This window comes from Butyrivibrio sp. MC2021, assembly GCF_000621605.1.
Classification (GTDB): Bacteria; Bacillota; Clostridia; order Lachnospirales; family Lachnospiraceae; genus Butyrivibrio.
The window spans coordinates 1,094,801-1,109,881 of sequence record NZ_JHXX01000001.1 but is presented as its reverse complement, the minus strand read 5'-3'; the positions used below and the strand labels follow the sequence as shown (position 1 = coordinate 1,109,881).

Sequence of the window (15,081 nt, the reverse complement as noted above, 5' to 3'; positions counted from 1 at the left end):
AATAATAGGACATGAATTGGCAAGATGTAACAAGACAATTCAGGCCATTTATGGTTATTATTAAGAAACGATTAGCAACAGAAAGGTATAGGAAACATGAAAAAACAGATTTTTAACCCAATCCTGCCTCTTGGGGAGTGCATCCCTGACGGCGAGCCACACGTATTTGGTGACAGAGTATATATCTACGGTTCACATGACAAGGAAGGCGGAGAAACCTTCTGTATGCTGGATTATACAGTATATTCTGCTCCTGTGGATGACCTTAAGTCCTGGAGAAAAGAGGGCGTTATCTACAAGGCAAGCCAGGACCCTGATTACAAGGAGAGACCTTACATGTACGCTCCTGACTGCGTAAGAGGTAATGACGGCAAGTATTATCTTTACTATGCTATGTCAGGCCCCTTCGGACAGGGCGGATATTTCGGACCTATCCAGGTAGCCGTTTGCGACGAGCCTGCAGGAGAGTTCAAGTATCTCGGATTTGTTAAGAACCCCGACGGAACACCTGCTCAGGATTTCGTTTGCTTCGATCCCGGTCTTCTTAACGACAACGGCAGAATTTTCCTTTATTCCGGAACTCAGTATCAGTATGAAGAGGCTGATGACTTCTTTGAGAATGAGGAGTCCATCAAGTCTGAGATGACAATGTTCAACCGCTCAAGAGAAGAGATCCTTGAGAAGGCTAAGAAGGGCAGCGTTATGGGCCCTATCGTTATGGAGCTTGAGGATGACATGATGACCCTCAAGGGACCTGCTAAGCACCTTATTCCTTACAACATCAAGGGCACAAGCTTTGAGGAGCATCCTTTCTTCGAGGCCAGCTCAATGCGTAAGGTAGGAGATAAGTACTACTACATCTATTCATCACAGCAGAATCACGAGCTTTGCTATGCTACCAGTGATTATCCGGACAGAGACTTCACCTTCGGCGGAACTCTTGTTTCCAACGGTGACGTAGGCTTCAATGGCAAGACCATGGAAGAGAAGATGAATATGACAGGTACAACCCACGGAAGTATTGAGAACATCAACGGCGAGTGGTATGTATTCTACCACAGACTTACACACAAGTCTGACTACTCAAGACAGGCATGTGCTGAGAAGATCACAATCAAGCCCGACGGATCAATCGATCAGGTTGAGATCACCAGCTGTGGTCTTAACGGCGGTCCTCTTGTAGCTGAGGGTGAGTATCCTGCACCTATCGCCTGCAACATCACCAACGGCAAGATGCCTCACGGCTGCAACAGAATCTTTACAGATTCCTTCCCGAACGTTAACAACGACGGTGATGACAAGTATATCGACGAGATCTGTGAGGGAACACTTATCGGATACAAGTACTTCGACTTCAAGGATGTTACAAGCCTTAAGGTAAGAGCAAGACTTGATGTTAACAACAACGATCCTGTTGATGCTGATGCCAAGCTTGAAGTTAGACTTGCTGAGAACGGACCTGCTATCGCAGAGCTTTCCGTAGGCGGAGTAGACAACACCTGGAAGGAGTTTGAGGTATCCTTCGATGCAGTTAACGGAGTACATCCTTTATTCTTCGTATATCACGGAACCTGCAGAATCCAGATCAAGGACCTCATCTTCTGATTGAATTTATCTGAATATTGATATGCATGAAAACGGGCCGTAGCTTTTGCTACGGCCCTTAGTTTTTGTGGGGTGATACTTAATCTTCAAATTTCTTTCTTCTCTCCAAGGAGCCCTTGATAATAAGGCCTGTTCCGATGATGATGGGAACAAATACAAGAAGCAGGTTCACAAGAGAGGTATATGCGAAATAAATCTCTGTTCCAAGGACAAGGGATAAAACCAACAGGCAAAGGGAAGAGATAAGACATCCCATTGTAAAACGGTTCTTATTCACAACAACGGCTATTCCTGAAAGAATCAGCAGTATCAGTATGATGGCCGATGTGTTCACAGAACCGAATCTGAAAAAGCCGAAGGAAGAAATCCTTGCCATCTTAAAAAGCATAAAAAGTCCGATTACTACTAAAACCCCACCAAAAGTCCTCTTTGTCATGTCATTTTCCTCCACAGAAATGATATTTATTACTTATATCGAAAGTATATGATACATGGCCTTGACAATAAATGTCAATGATTACGAAAAAAGCAGTGATAATCAGTTGCAGACTGCGATTATCACTGCTTATATCAATTCTGTATCATCAATGAAATTACATCAGCTTCTCGTCATAGATGGCACGCTGTCCGCCCACATATTTGGGACGATGTCTGGCACAGATGATGGGGGCTTCGCCAATCTTACGAAGTGAGATGCGAAGAGGTACTACAACATTGTGCATGTGCATTCCTATCATGGTTCCGCCTATATCGATGCCGGCATCAGCCTTCTGGTTGATGGACTCCACAAGGACAGGATCCTTGAATCTCTGATAACATACTGTTGCGAAGGCGCCACCGGCGTGATTGGGCTGAGGGATGGCATTGACCTGCTCGAAGCCAAAGCGCTCCATGGCTTCTCTCTCAACCACCAGGGCTCTGTTTAAATGCTCACAGCACTGGGCTGCAGCAAATATGCCTTTTTCCTCAAGGACGGGGATGATGCCGTCAAAAACTGCATTGGCAGAATCCAGGTTGGTGGCTGTTCCTATCTGGTCTCCCAGTATTTCGCTGGAAGAGCAGCCTATTACAAAGATGGAACCCTTGGAAACACCGGCTGCCTCAAGTATTTCTTCTACCGCCTGACGGCTCTGGGCTGTAATTTCTTTAAAATCCATGATAATAATCCTTCTTGATATTTTTTATTTTAATTATACTCCATTTTGGCAAAGATCCTGTTAAGGCCGCCTTTGAAGCAAAGAAGCAGAGAACCGATAACGCCGAGAAGTGCCTGGGCAATCTCGTAAGGAAGCTTAACAATGGCATCAGCCAAAGTGCTGTATACGAAGATCTTACCGAGAGTATAACCAACTACCATTATAACGCCGCCCACCAGGGTTGCAACAAGGCCGGCGGTAAAACGTGATCTTGGAGATCTGCCTGCGAGAGCTGAGTGAGCAATCAGGGATACAGCTGCTGCCTGAAGTCCGTGGGTCACCAGGGAAACGAACATTGGAGCAGGATAAAAAAGCATATCTCCCAGGAATGAACCAACGCCGCCTACGATGAAGGCTGCTACCGGATCAAGCAAAAGGGCCGCTGTGCAGATTATGGTGTCGCATAAATAGAGGTGACCGCCGGGAACGGGAATACCAAAGCTGGAAACAATGATGTTAAGTCCCATGAAAATGGCGGTGATGGTAAGCCATCTGACAGGGTTCTTGGCTCTGAATGATTTTGTCTGTGCGTTTGTGTCTGAAATAGCTGAACTCATAATTCTCTCCTCCGGATACTTCTTTCCATTTTCCTAAGAATATACTACAATGTTGGTATTATAAAAATATACAAAACTGATAAATATTTAAATACCAGATTTCAAGAGGAAAAATCATGCTTACATACAACCTGAGTACTGCCAAGGGGCCGAAGTATCAAACACTCTATGAACTGATAAAAAAGGATATAACCGGGGGAAGCCTCAAGGCCGGAGATAAGCTTCCCTCCAGAAGAAGCTTTGCCAATAACCTTGGAGTGAGCACCGTTACGGTGGATAACGCCTATGACCAGCTCCTGGAGGAGGGGTATATTTATTCTCTTCCAAAGAAGGGCTATTTTGTAGAAAAGCTGAGCCGCGTCGCTGTTCCTGAGAAGAAGGCCGCCGGAATAGCCAAAAACAAGGTTTATACAGATAGTTCAACAGCAAGCTCATCCTCCGATTACTTTGATTTTTCATCAGGAAGACCTGAGCTTTCCAACTTCCCTTTTTCTGTATGGGCCAAGGTCAGCAGGAATGTGATCTCCGAAAAAAGCGAAGAGCTCCTAAAGGTCTCTTTTTCCACGGGAGTATTACCTCTAAGGCAGGCAATCGCCGGGCATCTGTCCTCATTTCGAGGAATGGATGTATCTCCGGAGCAGATCGTTGTAGGGGCAGGAACCGAGTACCTCTACGGCCTTATAATCAAATTACTTGGGAAAAACAGAAATTACTGCCTGGAGAATCCCGGATACAGGAAGATACGGCAGGTTTACGACATGGAGGGTATAGATTACTGCTTCGCGGACCTGGATGAGGAAGGAATCCGCATCAGAGACCTGGAGGACAACAATGCGGATGTGGCTCATATCAGTCCAACACATCACTTCCCCACAGGTATCACAACACCTATCACCAGGAGATACGAGCTTCTTTCCTGGGCAGGGAAGGGGAAGGACCGCTATATCATAGAGGATGACTACGACAGTGAATTCAGGCTAAGGGGAACCCCGATACCTACCTTACAGAGTATCGACAACTCCGAGAAGGTGATTTATATGAATACCTTCTCGAAATCCCTGACCTCCACCATCAGAATCAGTTACATGGTGCTGCCGCTCCATCTGGCAAAAAGGTATTTCGATGAGTTTTCTTTTTTATCCTGCACCGTTTCTACCTTTGACCAGTATACCCTGGCGGATTTCATATCAAAGGGCTACTTCGAAAAGCACATAAACCGCATGCGCATCAAATACAGCAAAAAAAGAGAGCAGGTGCTAAGTACCATCCAGGAGATCATGGGGGATCAGGAAAACGGCAAATACGGAATAGAGGAGAATGACTCAGGACTTCATTTTATTCTGAAACTTAATACGGGATTTTCGGATAAAAAGCTGGAGGAAGAGCTTTTTAAGAAAAAAATGAAGATATCGGCAGTATCTGATTTTTATCATGGAACACAACCCGAAAACACCGGCAAATTTATTTTTGATTATTCAAACATAGATCTGGCCAAACTTCCCGCATCTCTTAAGATTCTTAAGTCCGTGGCCTTTTGATATATATAAGAGAAATTTAACAATTGCTGTAATAATATTATGATAAAATTATAGCGTGAATACGTATTTTTATCATGAGGGGCAGTATGGTGAATCTGGATCAATGCGAAACCGGTAAGGCGGGAAACATCGACGAACTTACTGGTTTGCTTAATTTGACCGGAATATTGGATGTGATTCGGGACGGAGGTCAGGACCTGGTAAATGAAGGTGCTGTCATCATTTATTTGAATGTCATGAATTTCAAGGCCTTTAACCAAAGGTACGGCTTTGCCGGAGGAAATGAGTTTCTTCGAGGCCTGGCTCGGGAGATTCAGGGCATTTTTTCTGATGATTTTGCTGCCCGCACAAGCGGAGATCAGTTCATAATTCTCACAAAATCCCTGGAAAAAGAGGAAATACTAAAAAAACTGAAAGCTTTGGATGAAGCTGCCGTTAAGTATGAAAAGGGGCTTCACCTGCGTATAAAGGCCGGCATCTATCAGGCCACAGGTAAAGAGCAGGACAGTGTTATCCTTATAGACAGGGCCAAGATTGCCTGCGACGACGTCATCAGGGTATATGATAAGGATTACAATTTTTACAGCGAAGAGCTCAGCAAAAAGAATGAGCTTAAGCAGTATGTTATAGATAACTTCGAAAACGCATTTAAACAGCGTTATTTCAAGGTTTACTACCAGAAAGAGGTCAGAGCCCTTACGGGAAAAGTATGCGGCTACGAGGCCCTGGCAAGGTGGATAGACCCTCAGTATGGCATCATCTCCCCGGCAATCTTCGTGGAGGTTCTGGAGAGTGTACACCTGGTACACAAGCTGGATACCTACATCATTGAGCAGGTGTGCCATGACCTTAGGCAGGATATAGACTATGGACTGGCTGTAATGCCGGTGTCCGTCAATCTGTCGAGGCTTGATTTCGAGCTCTGCGATATCTTTTCAGAGGTAAATAAGTGCAGAGAAAAATATGATATCCCAGTAAATCTCATAAATATAGAGATCACAGAGAGCGCCATCGCTGCCGGTGAGAATTTCCTGAACGACCAGATAAAAAAGTTCAGAGAAGAAGGCTATCAGGTATGGATGGATGATTTCGGGGCAGGCTACAGTTCTTTGAACAACCTGAAGATCTATGATTTTGACATGCTTAAGATTGATATGAATTTCCTCAGGGACTTTGAGACCAATCAAAGGACCAAGGTTATTCTTTCATCCATAGTTAATATGGCTAAAGAGCTGGGAATACACACCCTGGCAGAGGGCGTGGAGACCAGGGAACAGTATGAATTCCTGAGAAGGATCGGCTGCGAGAGGCTACAGGGGTATCTCTTTGGAAAACCCAAGCCTGTGGATGAGATGGATTTTGCCCAGGAATACAGCTTTGAAAACTGTGAAGACTGCTCTTTAAACGGCTATTATGATGATATTGGCGAAGTTAACTTCATGGGAACAACTCCTCTTCGTGAGAAGAATATGGAGGTCTTTAATAACCTTCCCATAGCAGTTCTTGAGATTGTTGATGACAAAATGAGCTTCCTTTATGCCAACAGCGCTTATGAGGAGGTCCTCAGCTCCATTGGCATATCCAGCCTTGCGGAGGCTGACAAAAGGAATGCCAATCGTGACCTGAATGAGGTAAAAAGGCTTCTTGAGATGGCAAAGGTCGCTGAGAAGGCCTATAACCACAGGGCGGAAGGCGATTTTATCGTAAACGGCAGTGTCCTCAGCACCAAGATGAGGTTCCTGTCCAGACATGGAGAAAAGGCCGCTGTTGCCATAGTCACCAGAAATCTTACGGTATACGGAGACAGCAAGCTGGCTGATAATATTCATGTGGCCATGGCCCATGTGTTTAGCCAGTATTTCAGAGTGGATCTCTATGATGAGGACGGAACCGTTGATAATATCTTCCTTAACGGTGATCAGCTTCCTGTCACCGATGTGGAGAGAAATGCGGTGATGGCGGTACAGCTGTACTCAAATATGTATCTCTACAAGGAAGAAAGAGAGAGATTCAGAAAGTTTTATGATATTACCACCGCCAACGACAGGGTAAAAGAGTCCGGAAGGCAGTATATTGTGGATTATTACCACTCCGCCATACCGGGAGACGGGGGAAGAATGCAGATGTACATGATACTTCCTTTTTATTATAATAACAGGTGGAAGTACATTTCCTGCTGCAGATATGCTGATGAGATCAGTGATGAGCTTATCTACGGAAACAGCTAGGAAAATGGCTGAAACATGTTGGAGGAATGCGGCTTTTTGAGCTGCAGCTTGGGGTATGTTAAGATTTTGTTTTGGGGCATCCGGTGCGGGAAAGAGCACCACATTATACAAAGACGTTATTGACAGGAGTCTTAAGGATAATACCGGGCAGTTTTTTATTATAGTTCCTGATCAGTTTACGATGCAGACCCAGATGGATGTGGTGAAAATGCATCCCCTGGGGGCAATAATGAACATTGATGTACTGAGCTTTGGCAGGCTTTCCTACAGAATTTTTGAGGAAACAGGCCTTGGCTCTTTTTCTGTGCTTGACGATGTGGGAAAAAGCCTTGTGCTTCGCCATGTGGCGGATACCCTGGGGGAGAGGCTTCCGGTTATCGGAAAGAACATGCATAAGCCAGGCTACATCGATGAAGTCAAGTCTACAATATCTGAATTCATGCAATATGGCATAGGAGATCAGGAGCTGTCTGTTTTACTGGAAAAAAGCTCCGGCAAGGGGGCTCTCAGCTCCAAGCTTAAGGATCTCAAACTTCTCTACAGCGAATTCCTTAAATATATAGAGGGCAACTACATAACCACCGAGGAGACTCTGGACCTTCTTTGCAAGGCCATAGACAGCTCCCGGATCCTTAAGGGCAGCGTTGTGATCTTCGACGGCTTCACCGGCTTTACCCCCATTCAGTACAGGGTAATAAAAAAGCTTCTGGCTACCTGCAGTGAGGTCATGGTCTCTGTGACCATAAGCCCTGAGGAGGATCCTTATGATCCCGGCTTTGAGGAGCAGGAGCTCTTTATGCTGGGCAAAAAGACCGTCAGAGACCTGGAAAAACTTATGTATCAGGTGGAGCAGGAAAATATGGCCTCTGTGGGAAGTCTTCCTGATTTTGAGACCTACAGGAAGCTTCGCAGGGAGGGAGAAAGCGGCGATATAAGACTTACCCACAAGCCGGTTTACAGACTTGAAGGTAACGCTCCCGCTTCTTTCCTCGAAGAGAATCTTTTCAGATATAACAACAAAAAATATACGGCAGAAAACGAGACCATAGAGGTCTACAGCGCCGGAAACCCTGCGGAGGAGATAAGACAGACCATGATCAAGATCACGGACATTGTCAGGGATAAGAATCTCTCCTACAGGGATATTGCCATTGTCTGCGGATCTCTGGAGGACTACGGGGATATCATCAGCAGAGAGGCGGACAAGTTCGGAATCCCGGTTTATATCGACAGGAATATGAGCCTTCTTCTGAACCCCTTTGTGGAATATGTGACAAGTGCAATAAATATCGTTATCTCAGGCTATAAGTACGAGGACGTCTTCCACTATATGAGAAGCGGAATGACTGATTTTTCCAGGGAGGATACGGATATCCTGGAGAATTACGTCAGGGCCCTTGGAATAAGCGGGACAAAGCAGTGGGAGGACAAGTTCCTTCGCCGCATGCCAAGACGTTTTAAGCCAAAGAACGAGGATCAGGACCTGAAGGAAGTGGAGCTTTTGGCAAGGCTTGAGGATATGAGATCAAGGATCACGGAGCAGCTAAAGCCACTTTTTGACCAAAAGAGCGGCACCGTGAAGGATATAACCTCGGCTATTATCTCAGTCATTGAAAAGAACCGGTCAGAGGAGAAGCTGCAGCAATACGCGGACAGATTCAAGAAAGCCGGCAATAACAGAAAAGCCAGGGAGTATGACCAGATCTATGAAAAGATCATGAACCTCCTTCTTCAGATGGACAGCCTCATCGGAGGAGAGACCCTGACTCTGCCTGAGTACAGGGATATTCTCGAGGTGGGCTTTGGCAAGATAGAGGTGGGAACCATTCCCCAGGACGTTGACAGGATAATCGTGGGAGATATAGAAAGAAGCCGTCTCAAGGAGATCAGGGTCCTGTTCTTTATGGGAGTCAATGACGGCGCGATCCCCAAAAGCGCCGGGGGCGGCGGAATTCTGTCCGATATAGACAGGCAGTTTCTGTCGGAGCTGGACACCGGCATTGAGCTGGCGCCCACACCCAGGCAGCAAATGTATATTCAGAGACTTTATCTTTATATGAACCTGACCAAGCCCACGGACAAGCTGTTCTTGTCGTATTCGGAGATCGACAAGGAGGGTAAATCCCTTCGCCCTGCATATCTTATTCCAAAGCTTATGCAGATGTTTGAGGGACTTACCGTGGAAAGACCCCAGGAGGGCTCCTTTGAGTCCCAGAACGTGTCCGTGGCAGACAGCTGCGATACGCTCTCCGAGATGCTCAGAAGCTACGCTGCGGGGACACTTTATAAGGACAAGATCCGGGATTTTTATACCCTTTACAAGGTGCTTCAGGATTATTCCGACAAAAATCAGCTGCTGGAGAGGCTTAAAGATGCGGCCTTTTCACACTATGAGGATAAACCTCTGGCAAAAGAGCTGGCCAGGGCTCTCTACGGAGCCATCCTGGAAAACAGCGTAAGCCGCCTGGAGAAGTTTGCCTCCTGCTGCTACGCCCATTTCCTCAGGTACGGCCTGGATCTTCAGGAGAGAAAAGAGTACAAATTCGACGTGGCGGACCTGGGAGAGGTGTACCACGATGTTCTGGAGAAGTATACCTCTGAAGTCATCAGCAGGAAGCTGGACTTTAGGAGTATGTCAAAAGAGGATTCTGATGAAATATTAAAACAGGCTTTAACAACATGTGCTGACAAATACGGAAATACAATTTTGTACAGCAGCGCCAGAAATCAGTTCCTGATAGACCGTATCTACAGGATTCTTTCGAGAACGGTTGATACATTAAAATATCAGCTGTCCAAAGGCCGCTTTGAGCCTGCATTTGTGGAAATGGACTTCCGCCAGGCCGGTGATATAGCGGATATCAACGTGGAGCTTTCAGAGGAAGAAAAGGGCGATATTCTCCAAAAAATGAAGCTCAGAGGAAGAATTGACCGGGTTGATCTGTACGAAGATCCGGATCATGTTTACATCAAGATCATAGACTTTAAATCCGGCAAAAAGAAATTCAGCATCGCGTCGCTTTACCACGGGCTTTCGCTGCAGTTGGTGATGTATATGAATGTGGCCCGGGCAATGGAAAAAGCAAAAAATCCTGATAAGGAAATCGTGCCGGCAGCAGTCCTGTACTACCATGTGGACGATCCTATTATCGGAGGGCAGGAAGATATGCAACCGGATGCTATCAATGACCTCATCAGAAATGAACTCAGGACCACAGGCCTTGTAAATGCGGATGATACCGTGGTTCAGCTGCTCCATGAGGGCCTGGATGGCAGATCCGATGTGATCCCGGTGAAGCTCCTTAAGAAGGGGGGCTATTCCAAGGATTCAGGCGTGGCCGGAAGTGAGGATTATCAGTACATTTCCAGATATGTAAATGACAAGGTCAGAGAGTACGGAAAGCGGATCCTTCAGGGTGATATCTCCGTTAACCCCTACGAAGCCGGAAACAGGAGCTCCTGCACCTATTGCGACTACAGGTCTGTCTGCGGCTACGACGACAAGATCCCGGGATATTCAAAAAGGACCCTGGATATGGACAATGAGGCAGCTCTTGAGGCCATCAGAAATAAATACAAGGAACAGGAAACTTAAGGTGGTAATATGGCGATTAAGTTTACAGATGAACAGCAGGCGGTAATTGACGCCAGACAATCAAATATACTGGTTTCTGCGGCAGCAGGCTCAGGAAAGACAGCGGTTCTGGTGGAGAGGATTATTCAGATGATAGGCCAGGGCCTTGATATCGACCATCTCCTGGTGGTTACCTTTACCAAGGCGGCAGCCTCCCAGATGAAGGAAAAAATAACACTGGCAATTCAGAATAAGCTCCTGGAAGAGCCGGAAAACAAGCATCTTCAGAAGCAGGAGACCATTATCCACAATGCCCAGATAACCACCATTGACTCATTTTGCCAATATGTTGTTAAGAACAATTTCAACAATATCGGCCTGGATCCCTCCTTCAGAGTGGGAGATGAGGGAGAGCTGAAGCTTATCCAGGAGGAGGTTATGCAGGACATGCTGGAGCAGGAATACGCTCTTGCAGGGGAGGGGGAGAACCCTGACTTTTTGTACTGCATGAATTACTTCGGCACCGGCAGCAGCGATGAGGCTGCCATTGGCTATATCATGGACATTTACGATTTTTCCATGAGTATGCCCTGGCCTGAGGACTATATAAATGACAGAATGAGGGACTATGAGTGCAACGGAGAATTTGAGGAGCTTCCCTGGGTTAAGGACTGCATCTCCACGGTAAAAAGGATTCTTTCCGAGTGCAGGGATGACCTTAAGGCTGCGGAGAAAATCTGCTGCGAGCCTCAGGGACCTTATATGTACGGTGACAATCTTCAGGACGAGACAGAGCAGTTTGAAGCCGTACTTAAAAAGGAGACCTACGACGAGCTCTTTGATGCGGTTAGATGCATTGATTTCAAGACCCTTCCCAGGACCAAGGACGACAGTGTCTCCAAGGAAAAGAGGGAAGAGGTTCAGAAGATAAGAAACGCAGCCAAGAAAAAGCGCCAGGATATGATGGAAAAGTACCTGGCTCTGCCCTCCGGAACAGTCATGGAACAGATGAAGCTCTGCGACAGCGCCGTGAAGGAGCTCTGCAGACTGACCCTGAAGTTCAAGACCCTATTTGATGAGAAAAAGAGAGAAAAGGGCCTCATTGACTTCTCCGACATGGAGCATTTCGCCCTGAGAATCCTTGTGGATCACCCCGGAGAGGAAGAGTGTGCGGGAAAGACCTGCGAAGAGATAATAGAAATGTGCACCCCCACAGCGGTGGCCCTGGAGTACAGGAACTATTTCAGGGAGGTTCTTATCGATGAGTATCAGGACAGCAATAATGTTCAGGAGCTCATCCTTAAGTCCATTTCCGGTGAGACCCCGGATGTTTCGGAGCGCTTTATGGTTGGCGATGTGAAGCAGAGTATCTATAAGTTCAGGCTGGCAAGACCTGAGATATTTATGGAAAAGCTGGGGACCTATGATAAGACCCCGGGAGCATCCGACAGACGAATAGATCTTCACATGAACTTCAGAAGCCGCAAAGAGGTTCTTTATATAACCAATTACATTTTTGACAGGATCATGGGCAAGGACCTGGGAGGAGTTGAATACGACCAGGATGCAAGGCTCGTGTACGGCGCCAAAGAGAGCTACGGACCCTCAACCTATGATGTGACCCCGGAGCTTATTATGGTAGATACATCGGGAGGAGCTTTTGACGATACTGATACTGTTTCCGAGACCGAGGGCACTGAGCAGGTGATTGACGCTCCGGAGCAGGAGGAAAACACTGAGAGCTTTGACCTTTCTGATTATGACGGCTACAGCCCCAGGGAGAAAGAGGCACTGGCCATAGCAGAGAGGATCCATGAGCTCATGCAGGAGGATAACAGCCTCAGGTTCAAGGATATCGTCATCCTTCTTAGATCCACCAGCGGCTGGGACACCTGCTTTAAGAGAGTTCTTGAGGGCCAGCAGATTCCTGCCTTTGTGGAGTCAAAAAGCGGATATTTCGAGGCCTATGAAGTGGCGGTGATGCTGAATCTTCTTAGCCTTCTTGATAATCCCACCCAGGATATTCCCCTGGTAAGTGTCATGCACTCCTGCATAGGCGGCTTTTCCGATGAGGAGCTGGCCGGGATCAGAGTTCTGGTAAAAGAGGACGAAGAGGCCGGGGAAAAGGATTCATTTTATGAGGCTATAAGAGTCATCACTGGGAAAGAAGATGCTGGCAGCAGCGAGATTCAAAAGCTCAGAGCCTTCACGGATTTTATCGAAGAACTCAGGGACATGTCCGTCTATACCCCTGTTCATGAGCTTTTGGAGTATATAATAGACAAAACCTCCTTTGATGCCTATATCTGCGCCATGCCGGGAGGAAGTCAGAGAAAGGCCAATCTGGAACAGCTTTTATCAAAGGCTGTTGCCTTCGAAAAGAGCAGTTTTAAGGGACTGTTCCATTTTGTAAGATATATCGAGCACATCAAGCTCATCCAGGTGGACTACGGCGAAGCGGGCATCATCGACGAAAATGCCGATGTGGTCAGGATCATGAGTATACACAAGAGTAAGGGACTGGAATTCCCCGTGGTCTTTGTGGCAGGCATGAACAAGAACTTCAACCTCCGGGATACCAAGGGAGACCTCATCGCAGATGTGGATATGGGCGTTGGGGTTAAATGCATAGATTTGGAGCACAGGCTTAAATATGACACCTTAAAGCGCCTTATGATCGCGGACAAGATGACTAAAGACAGCCTTGGTGAAGAGCTTCGTGTATTTTATGTTGCCCTTACAAGAGCCAAGGAAAAGCTCATTATGACCGCTTCCGTTAAAAATCTTGAGGGAAAGCTGAACAAAGCTTTATCACGACTTCCTCTGGTGCAGGAGCAGCTTCTTCTTCCGTTTTCCGTAAGGCTGGGAGCATCCAGCTATTTTGACTGGACCATAAATGCTCTGGCGGGGCATCCGGCCTTTAGGGAGGTAATAGAGAAATATTATCTGGATCCCGAAAACTTTGATAAGTTCGGGGTAAAAGATGATGTGCCCGCACTTAAGCTCACGGCTCTTTGCGATAAGGACCTCAAGGAAAAGATGATGGTCAGTGATGTCCTTGGAAATCTCAGGAAGGAAGAGCTTGAACAGGGCGTAGAGTCAGGCTATGACAGAGAACTGGCACAGCGCCTTAAGGAAAAGTTCGAAAGCCGCTATGGCTTTGAGAACCTTAAGGGGCTATATACCAAGACCACGGTTACAGAGCTTAAAAAGCATATGCTTGAAGAGATGGGAGAAGTCTTTGGCCATGAGGCGGAATTTGCGGAAGGAGCAGACTATGAACCTGCAGCTAATACGGAGCAGACAGCGAATAAGCCTGTAAAGAGGCTTTCCGGTGCGGACAGAGGAACAGCCTATCACAGGATAATGGAGCTTCTTGATGGCAATATTTTTGGCAGGGAGGATCTGAGCGCAGGACAGGTTTACGGCTGGATGAAGAGACTTTCCGAAAAGGGTGTTATCCCTAAGGAATACCCTGACAGCATCTGGGGAGGGGATGTTATCACATTTCTTTCTTCGGGACTTGGACAGCGGATGGCGAAGGCTTACAGCAGCGGCAATCTTATGCGGGAGAAGCCCTTTATGATGGGAATCCCGGCATCGGAACTGGACGAAAGGTTCACCTCCGAAGAGACCGTGCTGATCCAGGGAATCATCGATGCCTGGTTCTTTGAGGGAGATGACATTGTTCTCATGGACTACAAGACCGACAGAGTGGACACCGAAGAGGAGCTGGTGGAGCGCTACAGTATTCAGCTGCAGTATTATAAGAGGGCTCTGGAGGCCGCCACAGGCAGGAAGGTCAAAGAGATATTCATATATTCCTTCAAGTTTGGAAAGGATATTCCACTTTTTGTGTAACATAATTGCTAAAAGATGTTATAAGAAAAAATAGTGTATGCCAGTGCTACCAGATTAGCGCTGGCATGCGCTATTATTGGGACAAAAATATTGTCACTTTTATAATATAAAAAGCAGATCAGAAGTCCCATGAAAAAAGCATAGAAACCCTGGACAGGATTCATGTGATAAACTCCGAAAAGGGCGGAGGATATGATTATGGCCATAAGTGCATCTTTTAGCCACATAAGAAGCGAATTATAGATGATGAACCGAAAGACTATCTCCTCCACAATGGGAGTGAATACGCAGTACAAAAGAAACAGCATAAAGGGCGAATCAAATACATAGAACTGATCCGCGGCGATGGCCTTATAGGTGGGCATATCCACAAAGTGGGCCCTGTTGAAGGCATAGGTCAGAATAAAGGCCCAGAGGGCGGAAACGGCGGCATATTTCACATAGGAGCCGGCGCTTATCCTTACGGACATGTTTCTGTAATAGATTTTTCTCAGGGCTTCAATATAAGCTTTCACAGTTTTC

The 15,081-nt window shown here is 46.5% G+C and carries 9 protein-coding genes; 5 read left to right on the top strand and 4 right to left on the bottom strand.

What is annotated here, in order from left to right; all coding sequences use genetic code 11:
* The first annotated feature begins 96 nt into the window (after positions 1-96).
* On the top strand, positions 97-1,605 hold the full coding sequence (locus T359_RS0104570) for a family 43 glycosylhydrolase (protein ID WP_026516451.1): 1,509 nt from the start codon (positions 97-99) through the stop codon (positions 1,603-1,605).
* Between the two features lie 79 nt (positions 1,606-1,684).
* Here the strand turns inward: T359_RS0104570 and T359_RS0104565 are convergent, their stop codons facing one another.
* The 3 genes from T359_RS0104565 to T359_RS0104555 all read right to left on the bottom strand — a co-directional run bounded on the left by T359_RS0104565 (position 1,685) and on the right by T359_RS0104555 (position 3,358).
* Positions 1,685-2,041 carry a hypothetical protein gene (locus T359_RS0104565; RefSeq protein ID WP_026516450.1) on the bottom strand — a complete coding sequence of 119 codons (357 nt, stop codon included), beginning with the start codon at positions 2,039-2,041 and terminating at the stop codon, positions 1,685-1,687.
* A gap of 157 nt (positions 2,042-2,198) precedes the next feature.
* The gene (locus tag T359_RS0104560; protein WP_026516449.1) at positions 2,199-2,762 is read right to left on the bottom strand and encodes a TIGR01440 family protein; all 564 of its coding nucleotides are present in this window, start codon (positions 2,760-2,762) and stop codon (positions 2,199-2,201) included.
* A 29-nt stretch (positions 2,763-2,791) separates the two neighbouring features.
* Complete coding sequence (locus T359_RS0104555; RefSeq protein WP_026516448.1) at positions 2,792-3,358, bottom strand: ECF transporter S component; 567 nt, start codon at positions 3,356-3,358, stop codon at positions 2,792-2,794.
* A 116-nt stretch (positions 3,359-3,474) separates the two neighbouring features.
* Between T359_RS0104555 and pdxR the strand changes: the two genes are divergently transcribed.
* The 4 genes from pdxR (at position 3,475) to addA (ending at position 14,559) form a co-directional block, all read left to right on the top strand.
* Positions 3,475-4,896 carry a MocR-like pyridoxine biosynthesis transcription factor PdxR gene (pdxR, locus tag T359_RS0104550; RefSeq protein ID WP_026516447.1) on the top strand — a complete coding sequence of 474 codons (1,422 nt, stop codon included), beginning with the start codon at positions 3,475-3,477 and terminating at the stop codon, positions 4,894-4,896.
* An 86-nt stretch (positions 4,897-4,982) separates the two neighbouring features.
* Positions 4,983-7,124 carry a bifunctional diguanylate cyclase/phosphodiesterase gene (locus T359_RS0104545; RefSeq protein WP_026516446.1) on the top strand — a complete coding sequence of 714 codons (2,142 nt, stop codon included), beginning with the start codon at positions 4,983-4,985 and terminating at the stop codon, positions 7,122-7,124.
* 55 nt (positions 7,125-7,179) lie between these two features.
* Positions 7,180-10,719, top strand: coding sequence for a PD-(D/E)XK nuclease family protein (locus T359_RS0104540; protein WP_026516445.1), 3,540 nt, complete (start codon positions 7,180-7,182; stop codon positions 10,717-10,719).
* 9 nt (positions 10,720-10,728) lie between these two features.
* Positions 10,729-14,559, top strand: coding sequence for a helicase-exonuclease AddAB subunit AddA (addA, locus tag T359_RS0104535; RefSeq protein ID WP_026516444.1), 3,831 nt, complete (start codon positions 10,729-10,731; stop codon positions 14,557-14,559).
* A gap of 8 nt (positions 14,560-14,567) precedes the next feature.
* Here addA and T359_RS21300 read toward each other — a convergent pair whose 3' ends face one another.
* A complete protein-coding gene (locus tag T359_RS21300; protein ID WP_051544925.1) occupies positions 14,568-15,074 on the bottom strand; it encodes a CPBP family intramembrane glutamic endopeptidase in 507 nt (168 codons plus the stop codon).
* Positions 15,075-15,081: the final 7 nt, after the last annotated feature.

What these genes read in the sequence shown, in the direction of transcription:
- T359_RS0104540 (WP_026516445.1), top strand. Translation starts at nt 7,180, where the DNA reads ATGTTAAGATTTTGTTTTGGGGCATCCGGTGCGGGAAAGAGCACCACA.
- T359_RS0104560 (WP_026516449.1), bottom strand. Translation starts at nt 2,762, where the DNA reads ATGGATTTTAAAGAAATTACAGCCCAGAGCCGTCAGGCGGTAGAAGAA.
- T359_RS0104570 (WP_026516451.1), top strand. Translation starts at nt 97, where the DNA reads ATGAAAAAACAGATTTTTAACCCAATCCTGCCTCTTGGGGAGTGCATC.
- T359_RS0104545 (WP_026516446.1), top strand. Translation starts at nt 4,983, where the DNA reads ATGGTGAATCTGGATCAATGCGAAACCGGTAAGGCGGGAAACATCGAC.
- T359_RS0104555 (WP_026516448.1), bottom strand. Translation starts at nt 3,358, where the DNA reads ATGAGTTCAGCTATTTCAGACACAAACGCACAGACAAAATCATTCAGA.
- addA (WP_026516444.1), top strand. Translation starts at nt 10,729, where the DNA reads ATGGCGATTAAGTTTACAGATGAACAGCAGGCGGTAATTGACGCCAGA.
- pdxR (WP_026516447.1), top strand. Translation starts at nt 3,475, where the DNA reads ATGCTTACATACAACCTGAGTACTGCCAAGGGGCCGAAGTATCAAACA.
- T359_RS0104565 (WP_026516450.1), bottom strand. Translation starts at nt 2,041, where the DNA reads ATGACAAAGAGGACTTTTGGTGGGGTTTTAGTAGTAATCGGACTTTTT.